Here is a 23,213-nt window from a genome sequence, read left to right as displayed (position 1 = left end):
CCCCCGTTTATCCACGCTCTTCCGCCTGCCTCTACACTAAGCCCGTTCCGCTTCGGCTACACCGGTCCGCATAACCGGCGAGGCGGGACCGGTGGTCCGGGAAGGCGCCCTTATGCAGGCGCCCGCCCGGAAGCTGCGCAGAAAATGGTCTGCCCCTGAACAAGGCGTGCGTGTGTCGCACACAACCCGGCCCACCAAGAACAACAAGAGGGGCCGCCGCAGACGGACCGGAGTTGCGCGGAAAAACACACTGAACGGGGCGCTGAGAGGTGTCACATAAAACTAAAACTTAAGAGGCAGCTTTCAGCGCCCCGGCCGAAATCAAAATACCGAGATCGCCAAGGCAGGAGTCCGCCTGCCGCCTGATTTGCCTCGACTCCAACACGATTTCATGCCACTCCGACGCCCATGAAGCCCGAAATCAAGATTTGTGGTTTGAAGACGCCCGACGCTGTTGAACGTGCCGTTGCTCGTGGAGCGTCCCACGTCGGTTTCATCTTTTTCCCGAAGAGCCCACGCAACATTTCCCCAGAGGATGCGGCAGAACTCGCTGACCGGGTGCGCGGCCAGGTGAAGATCGTGGCCGTCACAGTGGATGCCGGCGACGAGGAACTCGATGATATTGTCTCGCTGCTGCGGCCCGACATTCTGCAGCTCCACGGTCATGAAAGCCCGGAGCGAATCCTGCACTTGAAGGCGCTTTACGGCCTGCCGGTCATGAAGGCATTTTCGGTCCGCGAAGCGGGCGATCTCGACCGGGTGGATCCCTTCATCGGCGTTGCCGATCGCTTTCTTTTTGACGCCAAGGCCCCGGCCGGTTCCGAACTGCCGGGCGGCAACGGCGTTTCCTTTGACTGGAGCCTCATGGCATCGCTTGACGAGAGCGTGGAATACATGCTTTCCGGAGGGCTGAACAAGGACAATGTCGCGTCTGCGCTCAGCTCCACCCGTGCACGAGGTCTCGACATATCCTCCGGCGTGGAAAGCGCGCCGGGCGTCAAGGATCTTGGCATGATCGATGCGTTCTTTGACGCCGTAAACAGTTCGCGCCGCCAAAGCGCCTGAAGGAGATTGACAGTGAACGAGACGCCAAAACCGAACTCTTTCCGGTCAGGTCCGGACGAAGACGGCCGCTTCGGCATTTTCGGTGGCCGCTTTGTTGCGGAAACCCTGATGCCGCTGATCCTTGATCTCCAGGGCGAATGGGAAAAGGCGAAGAACGACCCGGCCTTCCAGTCGGAACTGGCCGAACTCGGCAAGCACTATATTGGCCGCCCGAGCCCGCTTTATTTCGCCGAACGCCTGACCGAACATCTCGGCGGCGCGAAGATCTATTTCAAGCGCGAAGAACTGAACCACACCGGCTCGCACAAGATCAACAACTGCATCGGCCAGATCCTGCTCGCCAAGCGCATGGGCAAGACCCGCATCATCGCTGAAACCGGTGCCGGCCAGCATGGCGTCGCCTCGGCAACCGTTGCGGCGCGCTTCGGTTTCCCCTGCGTCGTCTACATGGGCGCAACCGATGTCGAGCGCCAGGCGCCGAACGTGTTCCGCATGAAGCTGCTCGGCGCCGAAGTGGTGCCGGTGAGTTCCGGCAACGGCACGCTGAAGGATGCGATGAACGAGGCCCTTCGCGACTGGGTCACCAATGTCGACGACACCTATTACCTGATCGGCACAGCGGCCGGCCCGCATCCCTATCCGGAACTGGTTCGCGATTTCCAGTCGGTAATCGGCAAGGAGGCCCGCGAGCAGATCCTCGAGGCCGAAGGCAAGCTGCCCGACCTGGTGGTCGCAGCCGTTGGTGGCGGCTCCAACGCAATCGGCATATTCCATCCGTTCCTGGATGATGATGGCGTCCAGATCGTTGGCGTCGAAGCCGGTGGCCGTGGCCTGCAGGGCGTCGAACACTGCGCCTCGATCACCGCCGGTGCGCCGGGCGTGCTGCATGGCAACCGCACCTATCTGCTGCAGGATCACGACGGCCAGATCCTCGAAGGCCACTCCATCTCGGCCGGTCTCGATTACCCGGGCATCGGCCCGGAACACTCCTGGCTGCATGACATTGGTCGCGTCCAGTATGTGCCGATCATGGACCAGGAGGCGCTCGATGCCTTCCAGCTCCTGACCCGCCTCGAAGGCATCATCCCGGCGCTGGAGCCGAGCCATGCGCTTGCCGAAGTGATCAAGCGTGCACCCAGCATGCGCAAGGACCAGATCATCGTGATGAACCTCTCCGGTCGCGGCGACAAGGACATCTTCACCGTCGCCAAGATCCTCGGAATGGATATGTAATATGACTGCTCGTATGGATGCACGTTTCGCGGCGCTGAAGGCAGAAGGCCGCCCCGCTCTGGTCACCTATTTCATGGGCGGCGATCCGGATTTCGAAACCTCGCTCGGCATCATGAAGGCGCTGCCGGAAGCGGGCTCTGACATCATCGAGCTCGGCATGCCGTTCTCCGATCCGATGGCCGATGGGCCGGTGATCCAGATGGCGGGCCAGCGCGCGCTCGCAGCCGGCCAGACGCTTGCCAAGACGCTTGAGCTCGCCCGCGAATTCCGCAAGTCCGACAACGACACGCCGATCGTGATGATGGGTTACTACAACCCGATCTATATCCACGGCGTCGACAAGTTTCTGGATGACGCGCTGGCAGCCGGCATCGACGGCCTGATCGTTGTCGACCTGCCGCCGGAAATGGACGACGAACTTTGCATCCCGGCGCTCGAAAAGGGCATCAACTTCATCCGCCTGGCGACGCCAACGACCGATGACAAACGTTTGCCCGCGGTTCTGAAGAACACCTCCGGCTTCGTCTATTACGTCTCGATGAACGGCATTACCGGGTCGGCCCTGCCGGATCCCTCGCTCGTGTCGGGCGCCGTCAACCGCATCAAGGGCCATACGGACCTGCCGGTCTGCGTCGGTTTCGGCGTCAAGACGGCTGAGCATGCAAGAGCGATCGGTGCTGCAGCCGATGGCGTCGTGGTCGGCTCGGCTATCGTTGCCCAGGTCGCCGGCAGCCTCACCAAGGACGGCAAGGCTGGCCCGGATACGGTCGCCTCTGTCGCCACCCTCGTACGTGGCCTTGCCACCGGCGTTCGTGCCGCACGTCTTGTCGCGGCTGAATAACCGGCCCACATGAAGCTAGAACAACATTCGGAGTAGAACCAGTGAACTGGATCACCAATTACGTCCGGCCGCGCATCAACTCCATGCTTGGCCGCCCCAACCGGGACGTTCCTGAAAATCTTTGGATCAAGTGCCCGGAAACGGGCGAGATGGTTTTCCATAAGGATCTGGAAGAGAACAAGTGGGTCATTCCGGCCTCCGGTTTCCATATGAAGATGCCGGCCAAGGCGCGGTTGAAGGACCTGTTCGATGGTGGCGAGTACGAAAGCCTGCCGCAGCCGAAGGTCGCTCAGGACCCGCTGAAGTTCCGTGACTCGAAGAAATACGTCGACCGCCTGAAGGACAGCCGCCTGAAGACCGAGCAGGAGGATACGATCCTTGCCGGTCTTGGCACTGTTGAGGGTGTGAAGCTCGTTGCCGTGGTGCACGAGTTCAGCTTCATCGGTGGTTCGCTCGGCATGGCCGCCGGTGAGGCGATCGTGAAAGCCTGCGAACGCGCGCTTGCTGAAAAGTGCCCGCTGGTCATCTTCCCGGCCTCTGGTGGTGCCCGCATGCAGGAAGGCATCCTGTCCCTGATGCAGCTGCCGCGCACCACGGTTGCCGTCGACATGCTGAAGGAAGCAGGCCTTCCCTATATCGTCGTGCTGACCAACCCGACCACCGGTGGCGTCACCGCCTCCTACGCCATGCTCGGCGACATCCATATCGCGGAACCTGGCGCCGAGATCGGTTTTGCCGGCAAGCGCGTGATCGAGCAGACGCTGCGCGAAAAGCTGCCGGAAGGCTTCCAGACGGCGGAATACCTGCTGGAGCACGGCATGGTGGACATGGTTGTGAAGCGCCACGACATCCCGTCGACGCTTGCCCGCATCCTGAAGATGCTGATGCGCCAGCCGGCCGAGCAAGTTGTTCCGGCACCGGTCGCCGTGAGCGCCTGAGCGAACGGCGAGATAGGCGGGCGGCGGGATGACGACCATGGGTGAAGCCGCGACGAGCGAAGCCGAACTGGAAATCGAAAGGCTGATGACCCTTCACCCGAAGGGTTTCGATCTTTCACTCGACCGCATCACGCGGCTTCTCGAGGTCCTCGGCAACCCGCACAGGAAAATGCCGCCGGTCATTCATGTGGCCGGCACCAACGGCAAGGGCTCTTTCACGGCCTTCTGTCGTGCGTTGCTTGAGGCGGGTGGATATGCGGCGCATGTCCACACCTCACCGCATCTCGTGCATTGGCACGAACGCTACCGGATCGGCGTCAAGGGCGGCCGCAGCCAGATCGTTGATGATGCGCTTCTGGCAGATGCGCTGCGCCGCATCGCAGCCGCCAACGCTGGCCAGGAAATCACGGTCTTTGAAATCCTGACGGCCGCGACCTTCCTGCTATTCTCCGAACAGCCGGCCGATGTGGTGATCCTGGAAGTTGGCCTTGGCGGGCGCTTCGACGCCACCAATGTCATCACCGATCCCGCCGTTTCGGTCATCATGCCGATCTCGCTCGATCACCAGGCTTACCTCGGCGACCGCGTCGAACTGATCGCGGCTGAAAAGGCCGGCATCATGAAGCGCGGCCGTCCCGTGGTGATCGGCCAGCAGGAATTTGATGCCGCGCTCGATGTGCTCGTTTCCACCGCCGAACGGCTCGGTTGCCCGATGGTGGTCTATGGCCAGGACTTCTCGGCGCATGAGGAATTCGGCCGGATGATCTACCAGGACGAGTTCGGTCTCAACGACCTGCCGCTGCCGCGCCTGCCGGGCCGCCATCAATATGCCAATGCCGCCGCCGCAATCCGCGCCGTCAAGGCCGCCGGTTTCCCGGTGACCGAGGCGATGATGGAAGAAGCGATGGCGACGGTCGAATGGCCGGCACGCCTGCAGCGGTTGACCGAGGGCAAGCTCATCCAGCATGCCCCCGAAGGCGCCGAGATCTGGCTTGATGGGGGACATAACCCGGCCGGTGGGGAAGTCGTGGCGGAAGCGATGGCCGCTTTTGAGGAACGTCAGCCGCGGCCGCTTTACCTCATCACCGGCATGATCAACACCAAGGATCCGGTCGGTTACTTCCGCGCCTTTGCGGATCTCGCCGAACATGTCTTCACCGTGCGCATCCGCGACAGCGAAGCAGCCCTTGATCCGGTGGCGTTGGCGCAGTCGGCTTTCGATGCGGGTCTGGTGGCGGAACCTGCCGCATCGGCGGAAGAAGCGCTGAAGGAAATAACCCGTCGCCAGCTGCCGGACGCCATTCCGCCGCGCATCCTGATCGGCGGCTCGCTGTATTTCGCCGGCAATGTGCTGGCAGACAACGGAACGCCGCCGACCTGACGGCACGAAAAAGCCCGGCTACCGAAAGGCAGCCGGGCTTTTTGATTCTGAAGTCTTGCCTGATCAGGCAGCGCTGGAAATCCACGCAGAAAGCGCGGTCTTCGGAGCGGCACCAACCTTGATGTCGGCCACTTCACCACCCTTGAACATGGCGAGCGTCGGGATCGAACGGACACCGTACTGGGCGGCCAGATCCGGGTTCTCATCGATGTTGAGCTTGACCACCTTCACCTTGCCGGCGAGTTCGGTGGAGATCTCTTCCAGGCTCGGGCCGATCATCTTGCACGGACCGCACCACTCAGCCCAGAAATCCACCACAACAGGCTCGGCGGAATTCAGGACCTCAGCCTGGAAATTGTTGCTGTCGACTTTCACGGTAGCCATGGGGCTCTCCTTAACAATTCTGTTGACCCAAATGTGAGACTGAGCCCCACGCATTTCAATGACCGTCATCTCACTTTGTTTTGAGTTCGGCAAGCGAGCGCGCCATGAGCTCCGGCGAGAGCGATATCACTCCACCGGTTTCGGTATAGACCAGCAGGCATTCGATGTCCTTGCCCGGGTAAAGGGGGCGCAGGATCTCCCGGTAGATCGCAAGTTGTGCCCGATGCGCCAGCGGCACCTGTTCAGCATCGCGCGGCGGTGTGCGATTGGTCTTGTAGTCGAGCACGATCACCCGGTCGTCGGTGACCACCAGCCGGTCGATCCGTCCAGAAATGGCGTAATCGCGGCCTTCGAGCGCAAGCGTGCCCATGATCGAGACTTCCGCTTGTCCGCGTTCGGAAAACACCAGATGAAGCGCCGGGTTGGAGAGCACGGACAGCACGCATTGAACGAGCTTGTCCCGCTCGGCCGCAGGCCAGAAACGCGCTGCCCGTTCCGCGTAACGATAAGCTGCGGCTTCGCGCTCGGCATGGGGGAACTCGGCCAGCATCTGCAGCATGCGGTGCACGAGCCGACCCTTCTGGGCCGCAAGCCCCGTGCTTTCCTTGGTGCTGAACAGCGGCGAGGCGTAGACCAGATCATCCGGCTCGTCGTCGATCATGGTGCCGGCACCGGAGGGGCTCAGCGGCCTCGGCAACATCTTCTGCGGCGGTAGCGGCCGGGAAAGCGCTGCCGGCAGGGGTGGCGCCGTCACCGGTGCCGTCTCCCTGCTTTCGGCCTTGCTTGCCCGTGTGTCGGATGAAGCCGGGAGCCGCCACTTGAAGCCGCTCCACTGGCCGTCCTTGTCGGTGAAATCGCTCGGGCTGCAGCGGTACTCGTCCGCCGCCAGGGCCTTCGAGATCATCGACTGCCAGGTGTCCGGGTTATCGGTCTTGCCGCGGTAACCGCAAACGATCAGCCGGTCAGCCGCCCGGGTCATGCCGACATAAAGTAGCCGGCGATATTCCTCTTCCGTGGCGGAGCGTATGCGGGTGTCGTCGGCTACGGTGAGCGCATTCGTCAGCGTCTTGCCCGGCACCCAGGCTGGCACTTCCTGCCCATCGATCCGCAGCAGCCGAAGCTTGGCGACATGCGAGGAGATGAAGGCCTTCGAGCCGCTGTCGACCAGAAACACCACTGGCGCCTCAAGCCCCTTGGAGGCATGCACGGTCATGATCCGCACTTCGTTGCGGCCGGCATCCTGCTCGCGCTTCACCTCCGGTGATTCGATCTCGAGCGTCGAGATGAATGCCTGCAGCCCGGGCAGGCCGCTGGTTTCGTGGTCGAGCGCGAAGGTGAGGAACTCGTCAAGGATGTCGCCGGCTTCCGTGCCAAGCCGCCCGAGGAATTTGCGACGCCCGCCGTATTGACCAAGGATGCGGGCAAAGAGATCGTGAGGACTGAGCTGCCGCGACAGCGCCAGCAGGTGCTGAAGCCGCTCCGCCGCATCCTGAAAACGCAGCGGCTGATCTTCCGCCAGGCGTTTCAGCGCGTCCCAGGCGCTGGTCTTTTCCGGGCGCAGCGCTGCAACCTCGAAAACATTCTCTTCGGAGAGGTTGAACAAGGGGCTCTTCAGCAGGGCGGCGAGCGAAAGATCGTCCTGCGGCAGGAGCAGGAAGCGGCCGAGCGCCAGCAGGTCCTGCACCGCGATATGGCTCGTCAGCCTCAAGCGGTCGGCACCGGCGACGGGAATATTGTCGCGCCGTTTGAGCGCCCGCGTCAGCGCATTAACGAAGGCATCGCGCTTGCGAACCAGCACCAGGATGTCACCGGCCTCGATCGGCCGCTCGACGCCCTTTTCGATGATCGTCTCGTTTCCGATCATCTCGCCGATGCGGTTGGCAATGCGGGACGCAAGGATCGCCGAGGGCGCCTTGTCGGGCGTCGCGTCGAAGGGTGCGGTCCAGTCTTCGTCCTGGTCGGATGCTTCGGGAACGATGACATCCCAGAGATCCACCGCACCGGGATGACCCATGCGGTTCGAACGGTGCTGCACCGGGTCGCCGGTGGCGCTCAGTCCACGGGCATTGTCCTCAAGCGCGAAAACCTGGTCGACTGCGGCGAGCACATCCGCCGTGGAGCGGAACGAAAGCGGCAGGCGGACAGGATGGAAGGCTTGGCCGCTGGCCCGCACCCGTTTTTCCGTCTCGCTCCGCTCTTCGGCAAACCGCTCCGGTCGGGCACCCTGGAAGGAATAGATCGACTGCTTTTCATCCCCGACGGCGAAGATTGTGCGGCGCGTGTTGCGAGCGCTGGCGCCGGAATAGAAATCTTCCGCAAGCGACTTGATGACGGTCCATTGTACCGGGCTCGTGTCCTGCGCCTCGTCGACCAGGATATGGTCGATGCCCTGGTCGAGCTTGTAATGGACCCAGGCGCCAACGCCGTCACGGGTAAGCAGATCGGCGGTGCGTGCAATCAGATCCTCGAAGTCGAGCAGGCTGCGCTGCTTCTTCAGGTCCTCGTAGTCGTCGTTGAGCCGCTGCGCCAAGATCAGTGCCGCCTTGGTCGCACCGAACATGCGGATCAGGCGCAGGCGATCGCGGCAGGCAACAACATGTGATCGCGCGGCGTCCACGGCGTCTGCCAGTTCCGGTGCCATGGTCAGCATAGCCTTGGCGACCAGCGAGGAATCTGCCTTTGGTTTGCCTTCACGGGTGAGGAAGATCTGGTCGAGGTGCTGGGCGCGCTTGAACACGTCAGGCTCGCGCATCACCAGTCGCAGGCCGTATGCAACCTCGGTCGCCTTGGCTCCGCCCTTCTGGTCAGCAAGCAAAAGATAAAGATCAAGCGTAATGCCGGAAAGGCCGGGCAAGGGCCAGTAGGAGGCGGCGACGCTATCTTCGGTGTCGGCCGGATCAAGACCATAGGCGCGCTTCAGCTCGACGCCCAGACCGCCCTGGTGCTCCGCCTGCGCAATGAAACGTCGCAGCGCGGTGCGGTTGGCGATGATGTCGGAAAGCAGCGTTTCGAGCCCGAACTCGTCTCCAAGATCCAGCACATGTGCGAAGGCTTCTGCGAGCTGCGGGTCTTCCTCGGCAGACGAGGCGGTCAGCAGCGAACGCCGCGCTTCGGCGAGCAGTGCTGCCGCGGCGCGATCATCAAGCACCGAGAAATGCCCGGCGACGTTGGCCTCGAGCGGAAACTGGTGCAGCAGTGCTTCGCAAAAGGCGTGAATGGTCTGGATCTTCAGCCCGCCTGGCGTCTCCAGCGCCTTGGCAAACAGCCGGCGTGCTTCGGCAAGCTTCAGTGAATCCGGCTCAATACCTTCGATATCCTTGATCCGCTGCCGCAGCTCAGCATCCGAAAGCACCGTCCATTCCGACAGCCGCTGGAAGACGCGGTTGGACATCTCGGACGCCGCGGCCTTCGTATAGGTGAGGCACAGGATTGCCGAGGGGCGGCAGCCCGAGAGCAGCAGGCGGATGACGCGCTGTGTCAGCACATGCGTCTTTCCGGAGCCGGCATTGGCCGACACCCAGGCCGAGCTTGCCGGATCGGACGCGAGCGACTGCTGCCGCGTCGTCCAGTCGATCCAGCGAATCGGATCATCGTCTTCGGGAAGCGGGGGAGGTGGAAGCTCACTCATCGGCATCAACCTCATTGTCCTCGTCGGCCGTCGACCATTCGGCGACGCGGGCAAGGTGGTCATATTCGCCGCCGAAATCGCCCTGCGCGAAGGGTACGAGGCGCGATGCGAAGCCGGCTTCACCGCTCCGGAGCGTCACCACGAAACGCGTCAACTGGTCGAGCGATTCCTGCGCGAGGTCGAGCGCCGATTTCGGCTGGCGTTTGGCGGTGGCAGAGGCGCCCTCGTTGTTGACCTTGTCCTCCCGGAACCGGTCTCCCGGACGAAGGCGCACGTAGATGAGGTTTTCCGGCGTCAGCGCGTCCAGGTCCCGGAAGGCACCGGCGCGCAATGCGGCTGCTTCAAGCGCAAGCTGCGGATCGAGCAGCGACCGCGCCTGGGAAACCGAGGGGCTGAGGCCGGTCTTGTAATCAACGATATCGACAAGACCGGAACCCTTGATGTCGATGCGGTCTGCAATACCGGTGACGCGGATGCCAGCGACGGGCACATCCCAGCCGGCGCCGACTTCCGTCAGCGTCCGGCGAATGTCGTGGGCTCGAGCGGCTTCCCAATCAAGGAAGGCTCGAGCGACTTCCCAGAAACGTGGTCGCCAGACGCGGTCGATATGGATAGGAAGCTGCTCGGCATCGAAGAGCTCTTCCATGATCTCCCGCATCGCCTCCTTCGCCGCCGGCGTGCCTGGCTTGTGGCCCTGCCGGGTATAGCGGTCGATGATGGCGTGATAGAGCGTGCCGCGTTCCGAGGCGCCCGGATCCGAATTGAACGGGTCGATAGGGTCGAGCTTCAAGATTCGGCGGGCGTAGATGGCATAGGGGTCGCGCCGCAGGCGTCCGACCTCGCTGAAGGAATATTTCACCGGCTGCAGATCAGCCGGCGGCTTTGGCGCCGGTCGCTTGGCACCGGGCTGGTTTTCACCGGCATCGACCGCTGCCGCCCAGTGCCGATATTGCTCCCCGCGAGCCTTCAACTCGTCGGCGAAGGTTTTGCCGCCCAGCGCCAGCAAGCGCTGCAGCCAGCGCGACGCGACCGTTGGTGTCGAGCCTTGGCGCAGCGCTCGCGACAGGATGAGCCGTCGCATGCCGCACGCCATTTCGAAGTCATGCGCCAGCTGCCCGATGCGCCGTTCGGGTGGCTCAAGGCCGATATCGGTCTTCATCGTGCGTGACAGGAACGGGTTGTTGACCGTCTGGCCAGGCCACGAACCTTCATTCAACCCCCCGAGGATCATCGTGTCGACGGTCTGCAGCCGCGCTTCAAGCGTGCCGAAGATGAAGACACGCGGATGGCTGAGGGCGCGTGGTTTCACCGCTTCGCCCGTGGTCAGCGCCATGACGATGTCGATCCATTGCGGACCGTCTGCCTCGATCTGCCCATCGGTCTCGATGACTTCGGCAAGCATGCCGGCCAGACGTTCGCCGGCCTCTCCGGACCACAGCGCGGCAAGGCGGCCGTTCTCATCGATGCAAAGCGCCTCCAGCGCTCGGCCCGTGCGCTCGGCCCATTCCGACAGCGTCAGCTTGGTCGTCAGTCCCCGGCCATCGGGGCGGCGGGTGACAAGCGCGGAGATCAGTGGTTCGGCGGCCGCCGCAAGGCGCCTGGCAAGATCACGCGCCCGTGTCGGTGCCTCCTCGTCAAGGGCCAGCCGCCATTGCGGCGTGTGCCGGTCAGTCTTCTGCTGGGCAAGCCGTGTCTCCAGCAGAGGCTCCAGCGTGCCGAGATCCATGTCGCCCAAACCGCCACGCAATGCGAGGATTTCCAGCGCTTCGACAGCCGGGCAGATCGCATCAGCAGGCAGGCCGACCCGCAGCAGCGGATGCTTCATGAGCGCAACGATCGCCACTGGATCACCGGGGCGCAGTGCTGCTTCGAGAAGCAGTTGTACCAGAGTCCCCTGTGGCGTGCCGGACAGCGGTGAACCGGCGGTATCGTCGGCGACAACGCCAAACCGGGCAAGTTCAGCCGTGACGCGCCGGGCGAGCGCGCGGTCCGGGGTAATCAACGCCGCTCGCGTTTCGCCGCCATCGGCGCCCGGTTCTTCAAGCGCCAGCCGAAGCGCAATGGCGATGGCTACGGCTTCCTCGCGTTCGTTGGCTGCCTCGATCAGCGATACATCGGCGAAGGCTACGCGAAGCTTCTCGAGATCGACGTCGTCGCGCCAGGTGCTCCAGCGATCCGTAGCCTTGGCGGGAACCAGCGCCTGCGAGATGGTCTCTGCGCGGAATTTGAGATCGGAAGGGACGTCGCCCAGCAGCACAACCTCGCTGCGATCGATGCCAAGCCGGGTCAAGAGGCGCCAGAGCCCGAACTGGGGGTGGCTGCGGCTCGGTGGCTCGGCGAGCCCATCCAATGTCTCCTCGCCGATCAGCGCCCACTGATCGGCCGGCATGGCGAGGTCAAGCCCGGGAAGCACGACTGCGCCTTCCGGCAGCCGGGAGATCGCCGCGATCAGCTCCGCCGCCGCCGGGATGGAGCCGGTGGAGCCGGCCACGATCACTGGGCCCTTGTGCGTCTTGGTCGCAATGCGGCGTGACTCACCGCGCAGGATTGCCGCCTGGTGCCGTGCCGGCGAGAAGCGGCGCAGCTCTTCCAGGCGCGCCGGCCAAAAGGCGCTGGCGATCGACAGGAATTCGGCCGTCAGCTGCCACCAGAGGGCATGCTCCTCTGTGTTGAGGTTCTTCAGGTCCGCCCAGTCGCGCTCTTCGGTATCGATCGCGTCGATGAGTTCGGCAAGCGCCCGCGCAAGCCAGATGGCGTCGGCCGGACTGGCCGGTGCGATCAGCGGTGACTGCGAGTGGATGTCGAGGACGACCTGGGGAAGCTGGTTACGCCAGGCAAGAATCAGCCGGCCAAGCTCGAGCAGACGGGCCGTGCCGCCGATCGGCAGGGCAAGATCCATCTCTTCCGGCGCGACGAGGTCGAAATAACCGCTGTCATCATCGGTTTCACCGAGCGGCCGGATGACCGGCAGGATCGCGGAACGGCCACCGAGCAGATCGACAAACTCCGAGCGCAGCACGCGGGCCGCGCGCCGGGTCGGCACGAAGATCGTGACATCGGCCAAGGAAAGCGGATCGGTCGGATCATAGCGGAAGGTTTCGACAAGCTCGCCGTTGCAGAGCGTGGCGGCGAGCGTCTGGAGGAAAGGCGCGCCTGGCGGAATGGTGAAAACGCGGGGAAGGTGTCTCGTCGCCTCGGCCATCAGGTCACGCCGACGCCCGGAGCCGCCGGATCGTCGCCTCCGCTTCGTCCACGGCTTCGGGCGTGCCGACCGTCAGCCAGTGGCCGTCCATCATCATGCCGTAGAGGCGGCCGCGGGCGATTGCCTTGTCAAAATAGGTGTTGATGTTGAACGGCTCGCGCGGCGCGTCATCGAGGAATTCCGGCTTCATGGCGAAGGCACCGGCATAAACCACCGGGTTGGACGGGTCGTCGCGAAAGCGAGTGAGCTTGCCATCCGGCCCCATGCTGAAATCATTGACACCGTTGTGACCGGTGGTGTTTTCAATGCGGATGCAGAGCATCGCCATGTCCATGCGGTCCGGGTCGAAGAATTGAGCCAGCCGCTGCAGGTTGCTTGGACCCTCTTCCGGCTCGCCGACCCAGAACAGGTCGGCATTCATCACGAAGATGGTGTCGCGGCCAAGCTGGGTGATCCCCTTGACGATGCCCCCGCCGTTGTTGAGTAGCGCGTCCCGTTCGTCCGAGATCAGGATCTCCAGCCCCTCATACGCCTTGAGGTGCGCCTCCATCTGGTCCGCGAAATGGTGGACGTTGACGACCGCCCGTTTCACGCCCGCCTGCTTCAGCGAATCGAGCACGTAGTCGATCATCGGCTTGCCGCCGATCTTCACCAGCGGCTTCGGCATCGTATTGGTGATCGGGCGCATGCGGGTCCCAAGACCTGCGGCCAGCACCATGGCTTCTTTGATGATCATCGAACTCGGCGTCTATGATTCGGGAAGTTGTATTCCAGACCTGAGACACCAATCCCGCAAGGGGGCAAGCACTTCATGGCGAAGGGCTGTGGATAGATGGCGAAGCGTCCGGGGCATGTGCTTCAGGTAGCCCGGTTTGCCATCACGCTGCAACAGCCGCACCCAAAGGCCCGCGAGCTTGCAATTGCGCTGCGCCGCCATGATCGCCCAGGCCTTCATGAAGGTTTTTTCGTCGAAAGGGCCAAGCGACCGGCGTAGCGCCAGGTAATCGACCATCAACTGGTCGGCGAGCGGCTTCGGAATGTCGACGCGGGCGTCCTGAACAAGCGAGGCGAGGTCATAGGCCGTGGGGCCGCTCATCGAATCCTGGAAATCGATGAGGCCGACGCGCCGCACGCCGGATTCGTCCGGGCGCCAGATGATGTTGGGCGAATGGAAGTCGCGCAGCAGCAGGTTCTTTTCCGTATCGGCCAGCTCGGCGATCAACCCATCCCAGATCGAAAGGTATTCGGCGCGTTCTTCCTCGGTCGCCGGGGTGCCACGTTTCCAGGGCAGGTGCCAGTCAAGAAGGAGGCGCGCCTCCATCTTCATCGCCGTGGCGTCGAAATCGGGGATATGGTGCACATGCCCGTCGCCCACAGGCAGATCCTGCCGCATCTCGTGGCTGTGCAGGTAGCCTAGACAGACCACTGCCTCACGGTAACGATCGGCGATCGGCTGGCCAGCTTCATCCACCACGCCCTCGTCACCGAGGTGCTCCATCAGCAGGATGCCCTGCGCGTAGTCGGTATGGAGTATTTTAGGCGCCGCGAGGCCGAGTTCGCGCAAGTACTCGTCGACTGCCACGAAGGGATAGGGGTCGAGCGCCAGATGCACGACCTTGGGGTAAGGCTTGCCATCAAGCACGGCGGGCCCTTCCGGCGGGTGCGGCCAGTCCATCAGGACCAGCGTTTCGGCAGCCCCGGTGGTAATCGTCTCGTAGGCGCGGGTGGATGCGTCGCCGGTAAGGAAGCGGCGCTTGGCGTGTGCGTAGCCGTGCTGCTCAAGGAAGGCGCGGATCGCCAGCACCCGGCGGATGCGCTTCATCTGCGTGTCAGGCGCCGTGATCGTCGCCAGCCGCCCGTTGGCCTGGTGCTCCAGCTTCAGGGAGATGCGTGCTGCAGGCAGAAGCTCGTCCGCCATTTCCGGCCATTCGACAAGGCAGATGCCAGAGGAGAGGGCTTCATCGAAGCCCAGCTCATCGAGTTCCGACGCGTCGCCCAACCGATAAAGATCGAAATGGGCGACCGGGAGCCGCAGGTCATAGGCCTGGACCAGGGTGAAGGTGGGGCTCGGAACCTCAAGCTCCGGATCGTCGGCCAGCGCCCGCAGGAAGGCGCGCGCGAAGGTGGATTTGCCAGCGCCGAGATCACCCGACAGGGCGATCCAGTCACCCTTGCCAAGTGCAAGCGCCAGGTCCTCGCCCAGGCGAACGGTTTCGGCCTCGTCGGCGAGAAAAAGCGAAAGAGGCTCGGCGTCGGTCATTCGGCGGCGATGGAGCGCACTGCGGCGCCGCTCGGGATCCGGCAGGTGACGGTGGTACCCTGGCCGGGCTTGCTGTCGATGACAACGTCGCCGTTATGCAGGTGCACGAAGCTTTCGACGATCGAGAGACCCAGGCCGGCGCCGCTGCGCTTGCCGCCGCGACTGTTGGCGGAGAAGCGGTTAAACACGGTCTTCAACATGTCTTCCGACATGCCGGGGCCCTTGTCGGTTACTGAGAAATAAACTTCCTTCGGGTTGCGCCAGCAGTTCAGCGTGATGGTCGACCCTTCCGGCGCAAAATTGGTCGCATTCGTCAGGAGCTTCAGCAGGATCTGCTTGAGGCGCTGCTCGTCGGCGACGATCATGCCGAGGCCTGCCTGGGCAGTGATCGCAAGATTGACCCCGTTTTCGTGCAGCCGGTCGGCGATCTGCATGGCGACATCATCGAGCAGGTCGTCGATCGCCATCTCGGACAACTGCAGTTCCATGATGCCCGCATCGACCGTCGCAAGGTCGAGGATGTCGTTGACGATGGTGAGCAGCACCGAGGACGAGGTCGAGATATGGTCGATATATTCGGCCTGGCGCTCGTTGAGCGGGCCGACGCCCGGCGTCTTCAGGAGGTCCGTGAAGCCGATGATGTTGGTGAGCGGAGAGCGCAGTTCGTAGGAAACGTGCTGCACGAAATCGTTCTTGATCTCGTCGGCCTTCTGCAGCGCCTCGTTCTTTTCCTTCAACGCACGTTCGGCGCGTGCACTGGCCGTCGTGTCGACGAAGGTCAGCATGGTCTGCGCGTTCGGCAGCGGGATCGCGGCGTAATCGAGGATCAGGCCAGAATACAATTCGAGTGTTCCCTGGAGCGGGATGCGCGCATCGTTGAACGTCGTTAGCATCTGGCCGAAGCGGCGCCAGCCGTCCGGCTGGTCGTAGGACGGTGCGCAGGCGGCTTCGATCGCCTTGATATGGGTGCCGGGCTTGGCCTGTTCCGCCGTGATGCCCCAGAGCGCCCTGAAGGCGGGGTTGGAAAGGCGGATGCGTCCGTCCGGACCGAACACGGCGACACCTTCGGACAGGTGGTCGATCGTTTCGCCCTGGACCTGCACCAAGGTGTTGTAGCGCGTTTCGAGATCCACCTGTTCGGTGAGGTTTTCGAACACCCACGTTGCGCCACCTTGCGGATGGGCGGTGGCGATGACACGCAGCGTCTGGCCGTTAGGGAGGTGCCAGAGGTCGGTCTGGGTTTCGGTCGAGCGGTAGACGGAAAGGGCGGAATCCTTCCAGCTGCGCCAGTTCAACTGTTCCGGCAGCTTTCCGTCGCTGCGCAGCTTGTCGAGAAGCTCGCCGTTGTCCGGCCTGGAATCGAGGAAGGGCAGTGTCAGCCCCCAGAGCTGCACGAAAGCCTGGTTGTAGAATTGCAGCCGGCGTTCGCCATCGAAGATCGCGACAGGCGTGCCGAGGTGATCGAGCGTCTCCGCGTGGCTTTTCAACGTGCGCTTCAACTCCTCGCGCACGGCTTCCGCCTCGGAGACATCAGTTGCCATACCAGCCGAGCCGCCCGGCACCACGACATCAACGACGTCGAAGACGGTACGGTTGCCATGCACCACGGTCGACACGCGATCATGGAAAGGTGAAGCCGCGGTTGCGGTCGCCTTGATCTTCTCGCGTGCGATCGTGCCGAGGAATTCGCGGCCCTCTTCGATGACATGTTCGGGCGTGGAGGCTTCCACCGCTTCGCCATAGGCGTGGTTCACCCAGGTCAGCTTGCCCTGTGCGTCACGCCGCCAGACCGGCTGTTCGATCGCGTCGAGCAGGGAGTGGAACATGGAGATGGAGGTCGTGAGCCGCTCGCGCTCGATCTTCAGTTCGGCCAGTTCGGCGCGAAGGTTGTTGAGTGCCAGGAAGCGCACGAAGGCCTTGCCGCCGGAAACGCGGCCCTGGACTTCGAGGATTTCGTCACGGTTCGTCTCAACGACGGTATCGAAGGTGCGGGCTTCGTTGCGCAGCGCCTCGATCAGCTTGTCCAACTCGCCTGCCGATGCAGGGCGCAGCCAGCGACCAAACGCGAGGAAATCGCGATCGCTCTGCGGCGCACCGGTTTCAACCGGCAGCTGGCCAAGGAATTCCGGCTTCGAGGAGCCGCTTTCCCACACGACGATGCGTCGGTTCTTGTCTGCGATAAGGGCTTCGTATTTGGAAATCCGCTGCTGAGCGTCGGAAAGCGCGCTGCGGATTTCCTGGCTTTCGGCGGTGAGATTGCCGCGCTGACGCACCAGCCAGACCGACGAGAGCAGGGCAGCACCCAGTGCGCCGAGCACGACGGAGGAGACGATGACTTCGGTAGAGGAGAAAAGGCGGACGGCGGCGCTGCCGGACTGCTGCGCGAGCGCCCCCGTCGCCAATCCGGAAAAAGCCGTACCTGATAGAAAGGCGCTGGCAAACAACGCCAGACGCTTTGCCTTGCCGCTCACCGAGCCCTCAACCGTGTCGCCACAGGAAGGTCCCGTTGTCTTCGCGCCAGCGTCCCCGCAAGAAGGATCGGCCTGCTGAAACAGGCTCATTTTTTTTACCGACATACCGGTCTGTCTCCGTCCAATTGCCGCTCATCGACAAGACATACCATACCGTGCCTTGCCCCGAGCCGGACGACCGAAGGTTTCGGACGTCGATTTCAGGAAAGTCACGAATCAACGTGAAAAGGATAACTGCTGAGGAAAAAGCCGGGAAGGGAGGCGGCCAAAAAAGAAGCCGCAGCTTTTGTCAAGGCTGCGGCTGTCTATATGTTGTGGATTAACCGGCTAGGGATTAGTACCGGTAGTGTTCAGCCTTGAACGGACCTTCCGGCGAGACGCCGATATAGGCGGCCTGCTCCGGCGAAAGTTCGGTCAGCTTCACGCCGAGCTTGGCGAGGTGGAGGCGAGCAACCTTCTCGTCGAGGTGCTTCGGCAGGATATAGACCTCGTTCTTGTACTGGCCCTGCTTCGTGAAGAGCTCGATCTGGGCGAGCGTCTGGTTGGTGAACGAAGCAGACATGACGAAGGACGGGTGGCCGGTGGCGTTGCCGAGGTTCAGCAGGCGACCTTCCGACAGCAGGATGATGCGGTTGCCCTTCGGAAACTCGATCATGTCGACCTGCGGCTTGACGTTGGTCCACTTGAGGTTCTTGAGAGCCGCAACCTGGATCTCGTTGTCGAAGTGGCCGATGTTGCCGACGATCGCCATGTCCTTCATCGCGCGCATGTGCTCGATGCGGATGACATCCTTGTTGCCGGTGGTGGTGATGAAGATGTCTGCGGTCGAGACAACGTCTTCCAGAACGACGACTTCAAAACCGTCCATGGCGGCCTGCAGGGCGCAGATCGGGTCAACTTCCGTGACCTTCACGCGTGCGCCGGCGCCGGCGAGCGAAGCGGCCGAACCCTTGCCCACGTCACCGTAACCGCAAACCACGGCAACTTTGCCGGCCATCATCACGTCGGTGCCGCGGCGGATGCCGTCAACCAGCGATTCCTTGCAGCCGTACTTGTTGTCGAACTTCGACTTGGTGACGGAGTCGTTGACGTTGATTGCCGGGAACGGGAGGAGGCCCTTCTTGGAGAGCTCGTACAGGCGGTGAACGCCGGTGGTGGTTTCTTCGGTCACACCCTTGATGGCGTCACGCTGCTTGGTGAACCAGCCGGGCGAGGCCTGGAGGCGCTTCTTGATCTGCGCAAACAGGATCTCTTCTTCTTCAGAACCTGGGTTCGACAGCACGTCTTCGCCGGCTTCGGCGCGGGCGCCGAGCAGGATGTACATGGTGGCGTCGCCGCCATCATCGAGGATCATGTTGGAGAAGCCACCATCGGACCACTGGAAGATCTTGTCGGTGTATTCCCAATATTCGGTGAGCGACTCGCCCTTCACAGCGAAGACCGGGATGCCCGCAGCAGCAATGGCAGCGGCAGCGTGATCCTGGGTGGAGAAGATGTTGCACGAGGCCCAGCGGATATCGGCGCCGAGTTCCTTCAGCGTCTCGATCAGGACCGCGGTCTGGATCGTCATGTGAAGCGAACCGGAGATCCGAGCGCCCTTGAGCGGTTTCGACTGACCGAATTCGGCGCGGCAGGACATCAGGCCCGGCATTTCGGTTTCGGCGATGTCCAGTTCCTTGCGACCGTAGTCGGCAAGGCTGATATCGGCGACGATGTAATCTTTTTCTGCGCTCATAAAGCTCTCCTTGTTCAGTTGCCGCACGAGGCTGGCAGCCGAGAAACCGCACGACCCGCCGTCAGCGGCGGAAGCTGGAGGCGGTTTAGCAGGGTTCCCGCCAACTGGCAACGGGACATAAAGAGGTCTTTATATGTTTATGTAGTGGCGGGAGAGGTCAGGCTTCTTCGCCAAACCTGTTGGCGACAAGGTCCTGCAGGGCGTCGAGCGCCTCGGACGCCTGGGCGCCATCGGCTGCAACTTCGATCGTACAGCCGGGGCTCGCGGCGAGCATCATCAGGCCCATGATCGATGTGCCGTTGACGGTGGTGCCGTCGCGCGAAACGGTGATCTGGGCGTCAAAACGCTCCACCATCTGCACGAACTTGGCGGAGGCGCGCGCGTGCAGGCCCCGCTTGTTGACGATCAGGAACTCGCGGGACGTGGGGGACGACATGCGTGGGGAAATCTCACTTACCGCTCAGGACGCGGCTTGCCACATTGATGTACTTGCGGCCGGCTTCGGAGGCTTCTGCCAGCGCCCGGTCCATGTTGTTGTCACTGCGCACGCCGGCGAGCTTGATCAGCATGGGCAGATTGACGCCCGCGATGACTTCCGTCTGGCCGCTCTCCATGACCGAAATCGACAGGTTGGACGGCGTGCCACCGAACATGTCGGTGAGGATGATGACACCATGGCCGTCGTTTGCCTTTGCGACGGCGTCAACGATGTCCTGGCGCCGCTGGTCCATGTCGTCTTCGGGGCCGATGCAGACTGTCTCGATGCACTTCTGAGGTCCGACGACATGCTCCACAGCATGACGAAATTCCTCAGCCAGCTTGCCATGAGTGACAAGCACAAGTCCGATCATGAAAACTGCCCTCTGCTGCAAAAACTCGGCGCCATTATCGCATCGCAATAAAGTGGTCCAGCGGTGGGAGCCCATCTTCTCCATGTTAAGATGAACTTCAAGTCAAAAATCCGCCAGCTTGATTAGCAAAACGGCACCTGCGCGGCGAACTGCGGGTGGAAGGCGGCGATGATCGCCAGGGGATCGGGTGCCCCATTCCAGATGCGCAGCAGCGGAAGCGAACCCAGCCCGCCAACCTCGAACCGTTCGTTTTGCGGCGGAAGCCGCTCTGCCTGCGGAAAGGATACGGGGGACACGGCAAGCTCCAGCACTGCTTGTGGAACGCTGTCGATCCTGGCGATGCCGCTGCCGCGGATCTCGATGAGCCCGGCAATGGTTTCCGGGCGCGATGCAATGATCTGCGCGCCATCGCGTGAAACGAACACCTGGTCGTCGGCCACCAGCGCCGCAGACATCCCCTGCCGCCGAGCGGCCGCAAGGCAGGTGAAGGCGAGCATCGACTTGCCGCTTCCCGAAGGTCCGGTAAAAAGAATGCCTCTCGTCCCGATGACGATCGCCGTTGCGTGAATGTTGACCGGCGCGGTCACTGGGTTTCACCAGCCGGCAGCGACAGGATGAACCGGGCGCCCAGAGGAGCGCCCGTCTTCGGGTCGTGGAGGTTTTCAGCCCGCAACGAACCGCCATGGGCTTCGGCAATCTGCCGGCTGATCGACAGGCCGAGGCCTGAATTTTGGCCGAAGCTCTCGCCTTCGGGACGGTCGGTATAGAAGCGCTCGAAGATCCGGTCGATGTCTTCCGCCTGGATGCCGGGCCCGTTGTCATCGACGGTGATGACGACGCGGTCCTTGGTGCGCGTCAGCCGCAGCGCGATGCGGCCGCCCTTGTCCGGTACGAAGGAGCGGGCGTTTTCGATCAGGTTGGTAATGATCTGGCCGAGACGCAGGTCATGTCCGTTGATGACATAAGCCGACTTGTTGCCGCCCTTGTTGTCGATGCTGAGCTCGATATCCACCGGCTTGCGCCCGGTGCGAATCTGGCGGGAAATGTCGACGAGATTGCCGAGCAGGTTCTCCAGATCAACCGGCGAGGAGTCGGTGCGGGCCAGTTCGGCATCCAGTCGCGAGGCATCGGAAATGTCGCTGATCAGGCGATCGAGGCGGCGCACGTCGTGGAAGATGATCTCGGTCAGCCGCTGCTTCGATTCCTCCGACTTGGCGAGAGGCAGGGTTTCCACCGCGCTGCGCAGCGAGGTCAGCGGGTTCTTGAGCTCATGGCTGACGTCTGCCGCGAAGCTTTCAATCGCATCGATGCGGTCATAAAGCGCGTTCGTCATCTCGCGGAGCGCGATCGACAGGTTGCCGATCTCGTCCTGGCGGTAGGCGAAATCCGGAATCTCCTCGCGCTGCTTGGCGCCGCGCCGCACGCGGATGGCCGCTGCCGCAAGCCGGCGCAGCGGATTGGCGATGGTGGAGGACAGAAGCAGCGACAGGAGGATGTTGACGAGTGTCGCGACCCCGAACACCCGCATGATGGCAAGGCGCTCGGCATGCACGATCTTGTCGATGTCGCCGGCCTGGGTAGAAAGAAGCAGCACGCCGAGCACGGCGCGGAAACGCTGGACGGGAACGGCAACGGAAACGATCAGTTCGCCGCGTTCGGTGACGCGCACCAGCGCGCCACGCACACCGGTCAGCGCGTTCATCACTTCCGGATAGATCGACCCGTCACCGCCGGGCGCTTCCTTGTAGACCGGCAGGTTGCCCGGTTGGAGCATGCGGTTGAACAGGCTTGCGAACCATTCGCTCCAGGTCTGCTGCGTGTTTTCAACCGGCGGCAGGTCGTAGCGCAGAACCTGGCCACGGGAATAAAGGTGGCGCGAGTCGAGCAGCAGGTTGGCATCCGCATCAAAGATGCGCGCGCGGGTGCGGGTGGGCGAAATCAGCCGCCGCAGCACAGGCGCCACCCGCTCCGGGTCGATCGGGAAATCGAGATCCTCGTCGTTCGGCACCGGCGTGATGCTCTGGCCGGCCTGCAACTCGAGCAGTTTCTGCGGGTCAATGGTAATAGAGTTGGTATCGACGGAGGCGGAGGCGGAAATCGCGCCGGCGATGATCTCGCCCTGTGTCAGAAGGCTTTCGACGCGCGCATCGATCAGCCCCTCGCGGAACTGGTTGAGGTAGAGAATGCCGGCAACCAGGACCACGGTCGCGGCAATGTTGAAGAACAGGATGCGCCGCGTCAGGCTGGAGAACACCGCATGGCCGAAGACGCGACGGATCAGCGTGAAGGAGCGCGACCAGAACCGCCGCGGAGCGCGACGGGTCTCGGCCTTGTCGGTGCCAGTCGCTGCGCTGTCGCCGGCTACTTCATTGTCGAATGTTCGATCTGCCACTGCAGTCCTTCCACCGGGCATCTTCTAGCCCCGGATGGGGGTGGCCTCAAGTCAAGCTTTCGCAAGCTGGCATGAACAGGGTCAAGCCGCCTCGCGGAAGCGATACCCGACGCCATAGAGCGTTTCGATCATGTCGAAGTCGGTATCCACCATCTTGAACTTCTTGCGCAGCCGCTTGATGTGGCTGTCGATCGTGCGGTCGTCGACATAAACCTGCTCGTCATAAGCGGCGTCCATCAGCGCGTCGCGGCTCTTCACCACGCCGGGGCGCTGCGCCAGCGAATGAAGGATCAGGAATTCGGTGACGGTCAGCGTTACCGGCTCGCCCTTCCAGGTGCAGGTGTGGCGCTCCTGGTCCATGGCAAGCTGGCCGCGTTCCAGCGTGCGCGCCGCCTGCGCGTCAGCCGCTGCCTTGGTGCCGACACCGCCGCCGGCAGCCAGAGCTTCGCGTGCACCGGCGCGACGCAGGATCGCCTTGACGCGCTCCACCAGCAGCCGCTGCGAGAACGGCTTGGTGATGAAGTCGTCGGCGCCCATCTTCAGGCCAAACAATTCGTCAATTTCCTCATCCTTAGAGGTGAGGAAGATCACCGGCAGGTCCGACTTCTGGCGAAGCCTGCGCAGAAGTTCCATGCCGTCCATGCGCGGCATCTTGATGTCGAAGATGGCCAGCTGCGGCGGACGGGCGATCAAACCGTCCAGTGCGGATGCACCGTCGGTGTAAGTCTCGACCTTGTAACCTTCAGCTTCCAGTGCAATCGACACCGAGGTCAGGATGTTGCGGTCGTCATCCACGAGGGCGATTGTCTGCATTCTCTCCGTCTCCATGAAC

At 62.8% G+C, this 23,213-nt stretch carries 17 protein-coding genes; 5 read left to right on the top strand and 12 right to left on the bottom strand.

Translation table 11 applies throughout. The features are described from left to right. The first annotated feature begins 408 nt into the window (after nucleotides 1–408). Genes M0654_RS17660 through M0654_RS17640 form a run of 5 tightly spaced genes read left to right on the top strand, consistent with a single transcriptional unit; the run spans nucleotide 409 to nucleotide 5,458 of the window. Nucleotides 409–1,065 carry a phosphoribosylanthranilate isomerase gene (locus tag M0654_RS17660; protein WP_248684219.1) on the top strand — a complete coding sequence of 219 codons (657 nt, stop codon included), beginning with the start codon at nucleotides 409–411 and terminating at the stop codon, nucleotides 1,063–1,065. A gap of 12 nt (nucleotides 1,066–1,077) precedes the next feature. Continuing rightward, nucleotides 1,078–2,298: a tryptophan synthase subunit beta gene (trpB, locus tag M0654_RS17655; protein ID WP_248684218.1), complete on the top strand. Its 1,221-nt coding sequence runs from the start codon at nucleotides 1,078–1,080 to the stop codon at nucleotides 2,296–2,298. A 1-nt stretch (nucleotide 2,299) separates the two neighbouring features. Then, nucleotides 2,300–3,139 carry a tryptophan synthase subunit alpha gene (gene trpA / locus M0654_RS17650; RefSeq protein WP_248684217.1) on the top strand — a complete coding sequence of 280 codons (840 nt, stop codon included), beginning with the start codon at nucleotides 2,300–2,302 and terminating at the stop codon, nucleotides 3,137–3,139. Nucleotides 3,140–3,180: 41 nt separating this feature from the next. Continuing rightward, a complete protein-coding gene (accD, locus tag M0654_RS17645; protein WP_248684216.1) occupies nucleotides 3,181–4,077 on the top strand; it encodes an acetyl-CoA carboxylase, carboxyltransferase subunit beta in 897 nt (298 codons plus the stop codon). Between the two features lie 28 nt (nucleotides 4,078–4,105). Beyond that, complete coding sequence (locus M0654_RS17640; RefSeq protein WP_248684215.1) at nucleotides 4,106–5,458, top strand: bifunctional folylpolyglutamate synthase/dihydrofolate synthase; 1,353 nt, start codon at nucleotides 4,106–4,108, stop codon at nucleotides 5,456–5,458. Nucleotides 5,459–5,521: 63 nt separating this feature from the next. On the opposite strand, the gene trxA is transcribed toward M0654_RS17640, so the two are convergent. From trxA to M0654_RS17580, 12 genes are all read right to left on the bottom strand, one after another. Next, a complete protein-coding gene (gene trxA, locus M0654_RS17635) occupies nucleotides 5,522–5,842 on the bottom strand; it encodes a thioredoxin (RefSeq protein ID WP_248684214.1) in 321 nt (106 codons plus the stop codon). Nucleotides 5,843–5,912: 70 nt separating this feature from the next. Continuing rightward, entirely contained in the window at nucleotides 5,913–9,470 is a 3,558-nt protein-coding gene (gene addA / locus M0654_RS17630; RefSeq protein WP_248684213.1) for a double-strand break repair helicase AddA, read from the bottom strand. Then, nucleotides 9,463–12,672 (bottom strand): double-strand break repair protein AddB, encoded by a 3,210-nt coding sequence (addB, locus tag M0654_RS17625; protein WP_248684212.1) that lies wholly within the window; start codon nucleotides 12,670–12,672, stop codon nucleotides 9,463–9,465. The genes addA and addB overlap by 8 nt, the downstream gene beginning before the upstream one ends. A 4-nt stretch (nucleotides 12,673–12,676) precedes the next feature. After that, nucleotides 12,677–13,408 (bottom strand): nucleotidyltransferase family protein, encoded by a 732-nt coding sequence (locus M0654_RS17620; RefSeq protein ID WP_248684211.1) that lies wholly within the window; start codon nucleotides 13,406–13,408, stop codon nucleotides 12,677–12,679. A 12-nt stretch (nucleotides 13,409–13,420) separates the two neighbouring features. Further along, nucleotides 13,421–14,932 (bottom strand): tRNA (adenosine(37)-N6)-threonylcarbamoyltransferase complex ATPase subunit type 1 TsaE, encoded by a 1,512-nt coding sequence (tsaE, locus tag M0654_RS17615; protein WP_248684210.1) that lies wholly within the window; start codon nucleotides 14,930–14,932, stop codon nucleotides 13,421–13,423. Then, on the bottom strand, nucleotides 14,929–17,508 hold the full coding sequence (locus M0654_RS17610) for a PAS domain-containing sensor histidine kinase (RefSeq protein WP_248684209.1): 2,580 nt from the start codon (nucleotides 17,506–17,508) through the stop codon (nucleotides 14,929–14,931). The genes tsaE and M0654_RS17610 overlap by 4 nt, the downstream gene beginning before the upstream one ends. A gap of 229 nt (nucleotides 17,509–17,737) precedes the next feature. Continuing rightward, the gene (ahcY, locus tag M0654_RS17605; RefSeq protein ID WP_248684208.1) at nucleotides 17,738–19,138 is read right to left on the bottom strand and encodes an adenosylhomocysteinase; all 1,401 of its coding nucleotides are present in this window, start codon (nucleotides 19,136–19,138) and stop codon (nucleotides 17,738–17,740) included. Nucleotides 19,139–19,295: 157 nt separating this feature from the next. Next, nucleotides 19,296–19,574: an HPr family phosphocarrier protein gene (locus M0654_RS17600; RefSeq protein ID WP_248684207.1), complete on the bottom strand. Its 279-nt coding sequence runs from the start codon at nucleotides 19,572–19,574 to the stop codon at nucleotides 19,296–19,298. 13 nt (nucleotides 19,575–19,587) lie between these two features. Beyond that, nucleotides 19,588–19,989, bottom strand: a complete 402-nt coding sequence (locus M0654_RS17595) for a PTS sugar transporter subunit IIA (RefSeq protein ID WP_118851143.1) — start codon at nucleotides 19,987–19,989, stop codon at nucleotides 19,588–19,590. 122 nt (nucleotides 19,990–20,111) lie between these two features. After that, nucleotides 20,112–20,576 (bottom strand): HPr kinase/phosphorylase, encoded by a 465-nt coding sequence (locus M0654_RS17590; RefSeq protein WP_248684206.1) that lies wholly within the window; start codon nucleotides 20,574–20,576, stop codon nucleotides 20,112–20,114. Next, on the bottom strand, nucleotides 20,573–22,381 hold the full coding sequence (locus M0654_RS17585) for a stimulus-sensing domain-containing protein (RefSeq protein ID WP_248684205.1): 1,809 nt from the start codon (nucleotides 22,379–22,381) through the stop codon (nucleotides 20,573–20,575). The genes M0654_RS17590 and M0654_RS17585 overlap by 4 nt, the downstream gene beginning before the upstream one ends. Before the next feature lie 81 nt (nucleotides 22,382–22,462). Further along, complete coding sequence (locus tag M0654_RS17580) at nucleotides 22,463–23,194, bottom strand: response regulator transcription factor (protein ID WP_118851694.1); 732 nt, start codon at nucleotides 23,192–23,194, stop codon at nucleotides 22,463–22,465. Nucleotides 23,195–23,213: the final 19 nt, after the last annotated feature.

It is taken from the genome of Neorhizobium turbinariae, from assembly GCF_023223505.1.
GTDB lineage: Bacteria > Pseudomonadota > Alphaproteobacteria > Rhizobiales > Rhizobiaceae > Neorhizobium > Neorhizobium turbinariae.
The sequence above is the reverse complement of the archived record's forward strand: the minus strand, read 5'-3'. Positions and strand labels throughout refer to the sequence as shown.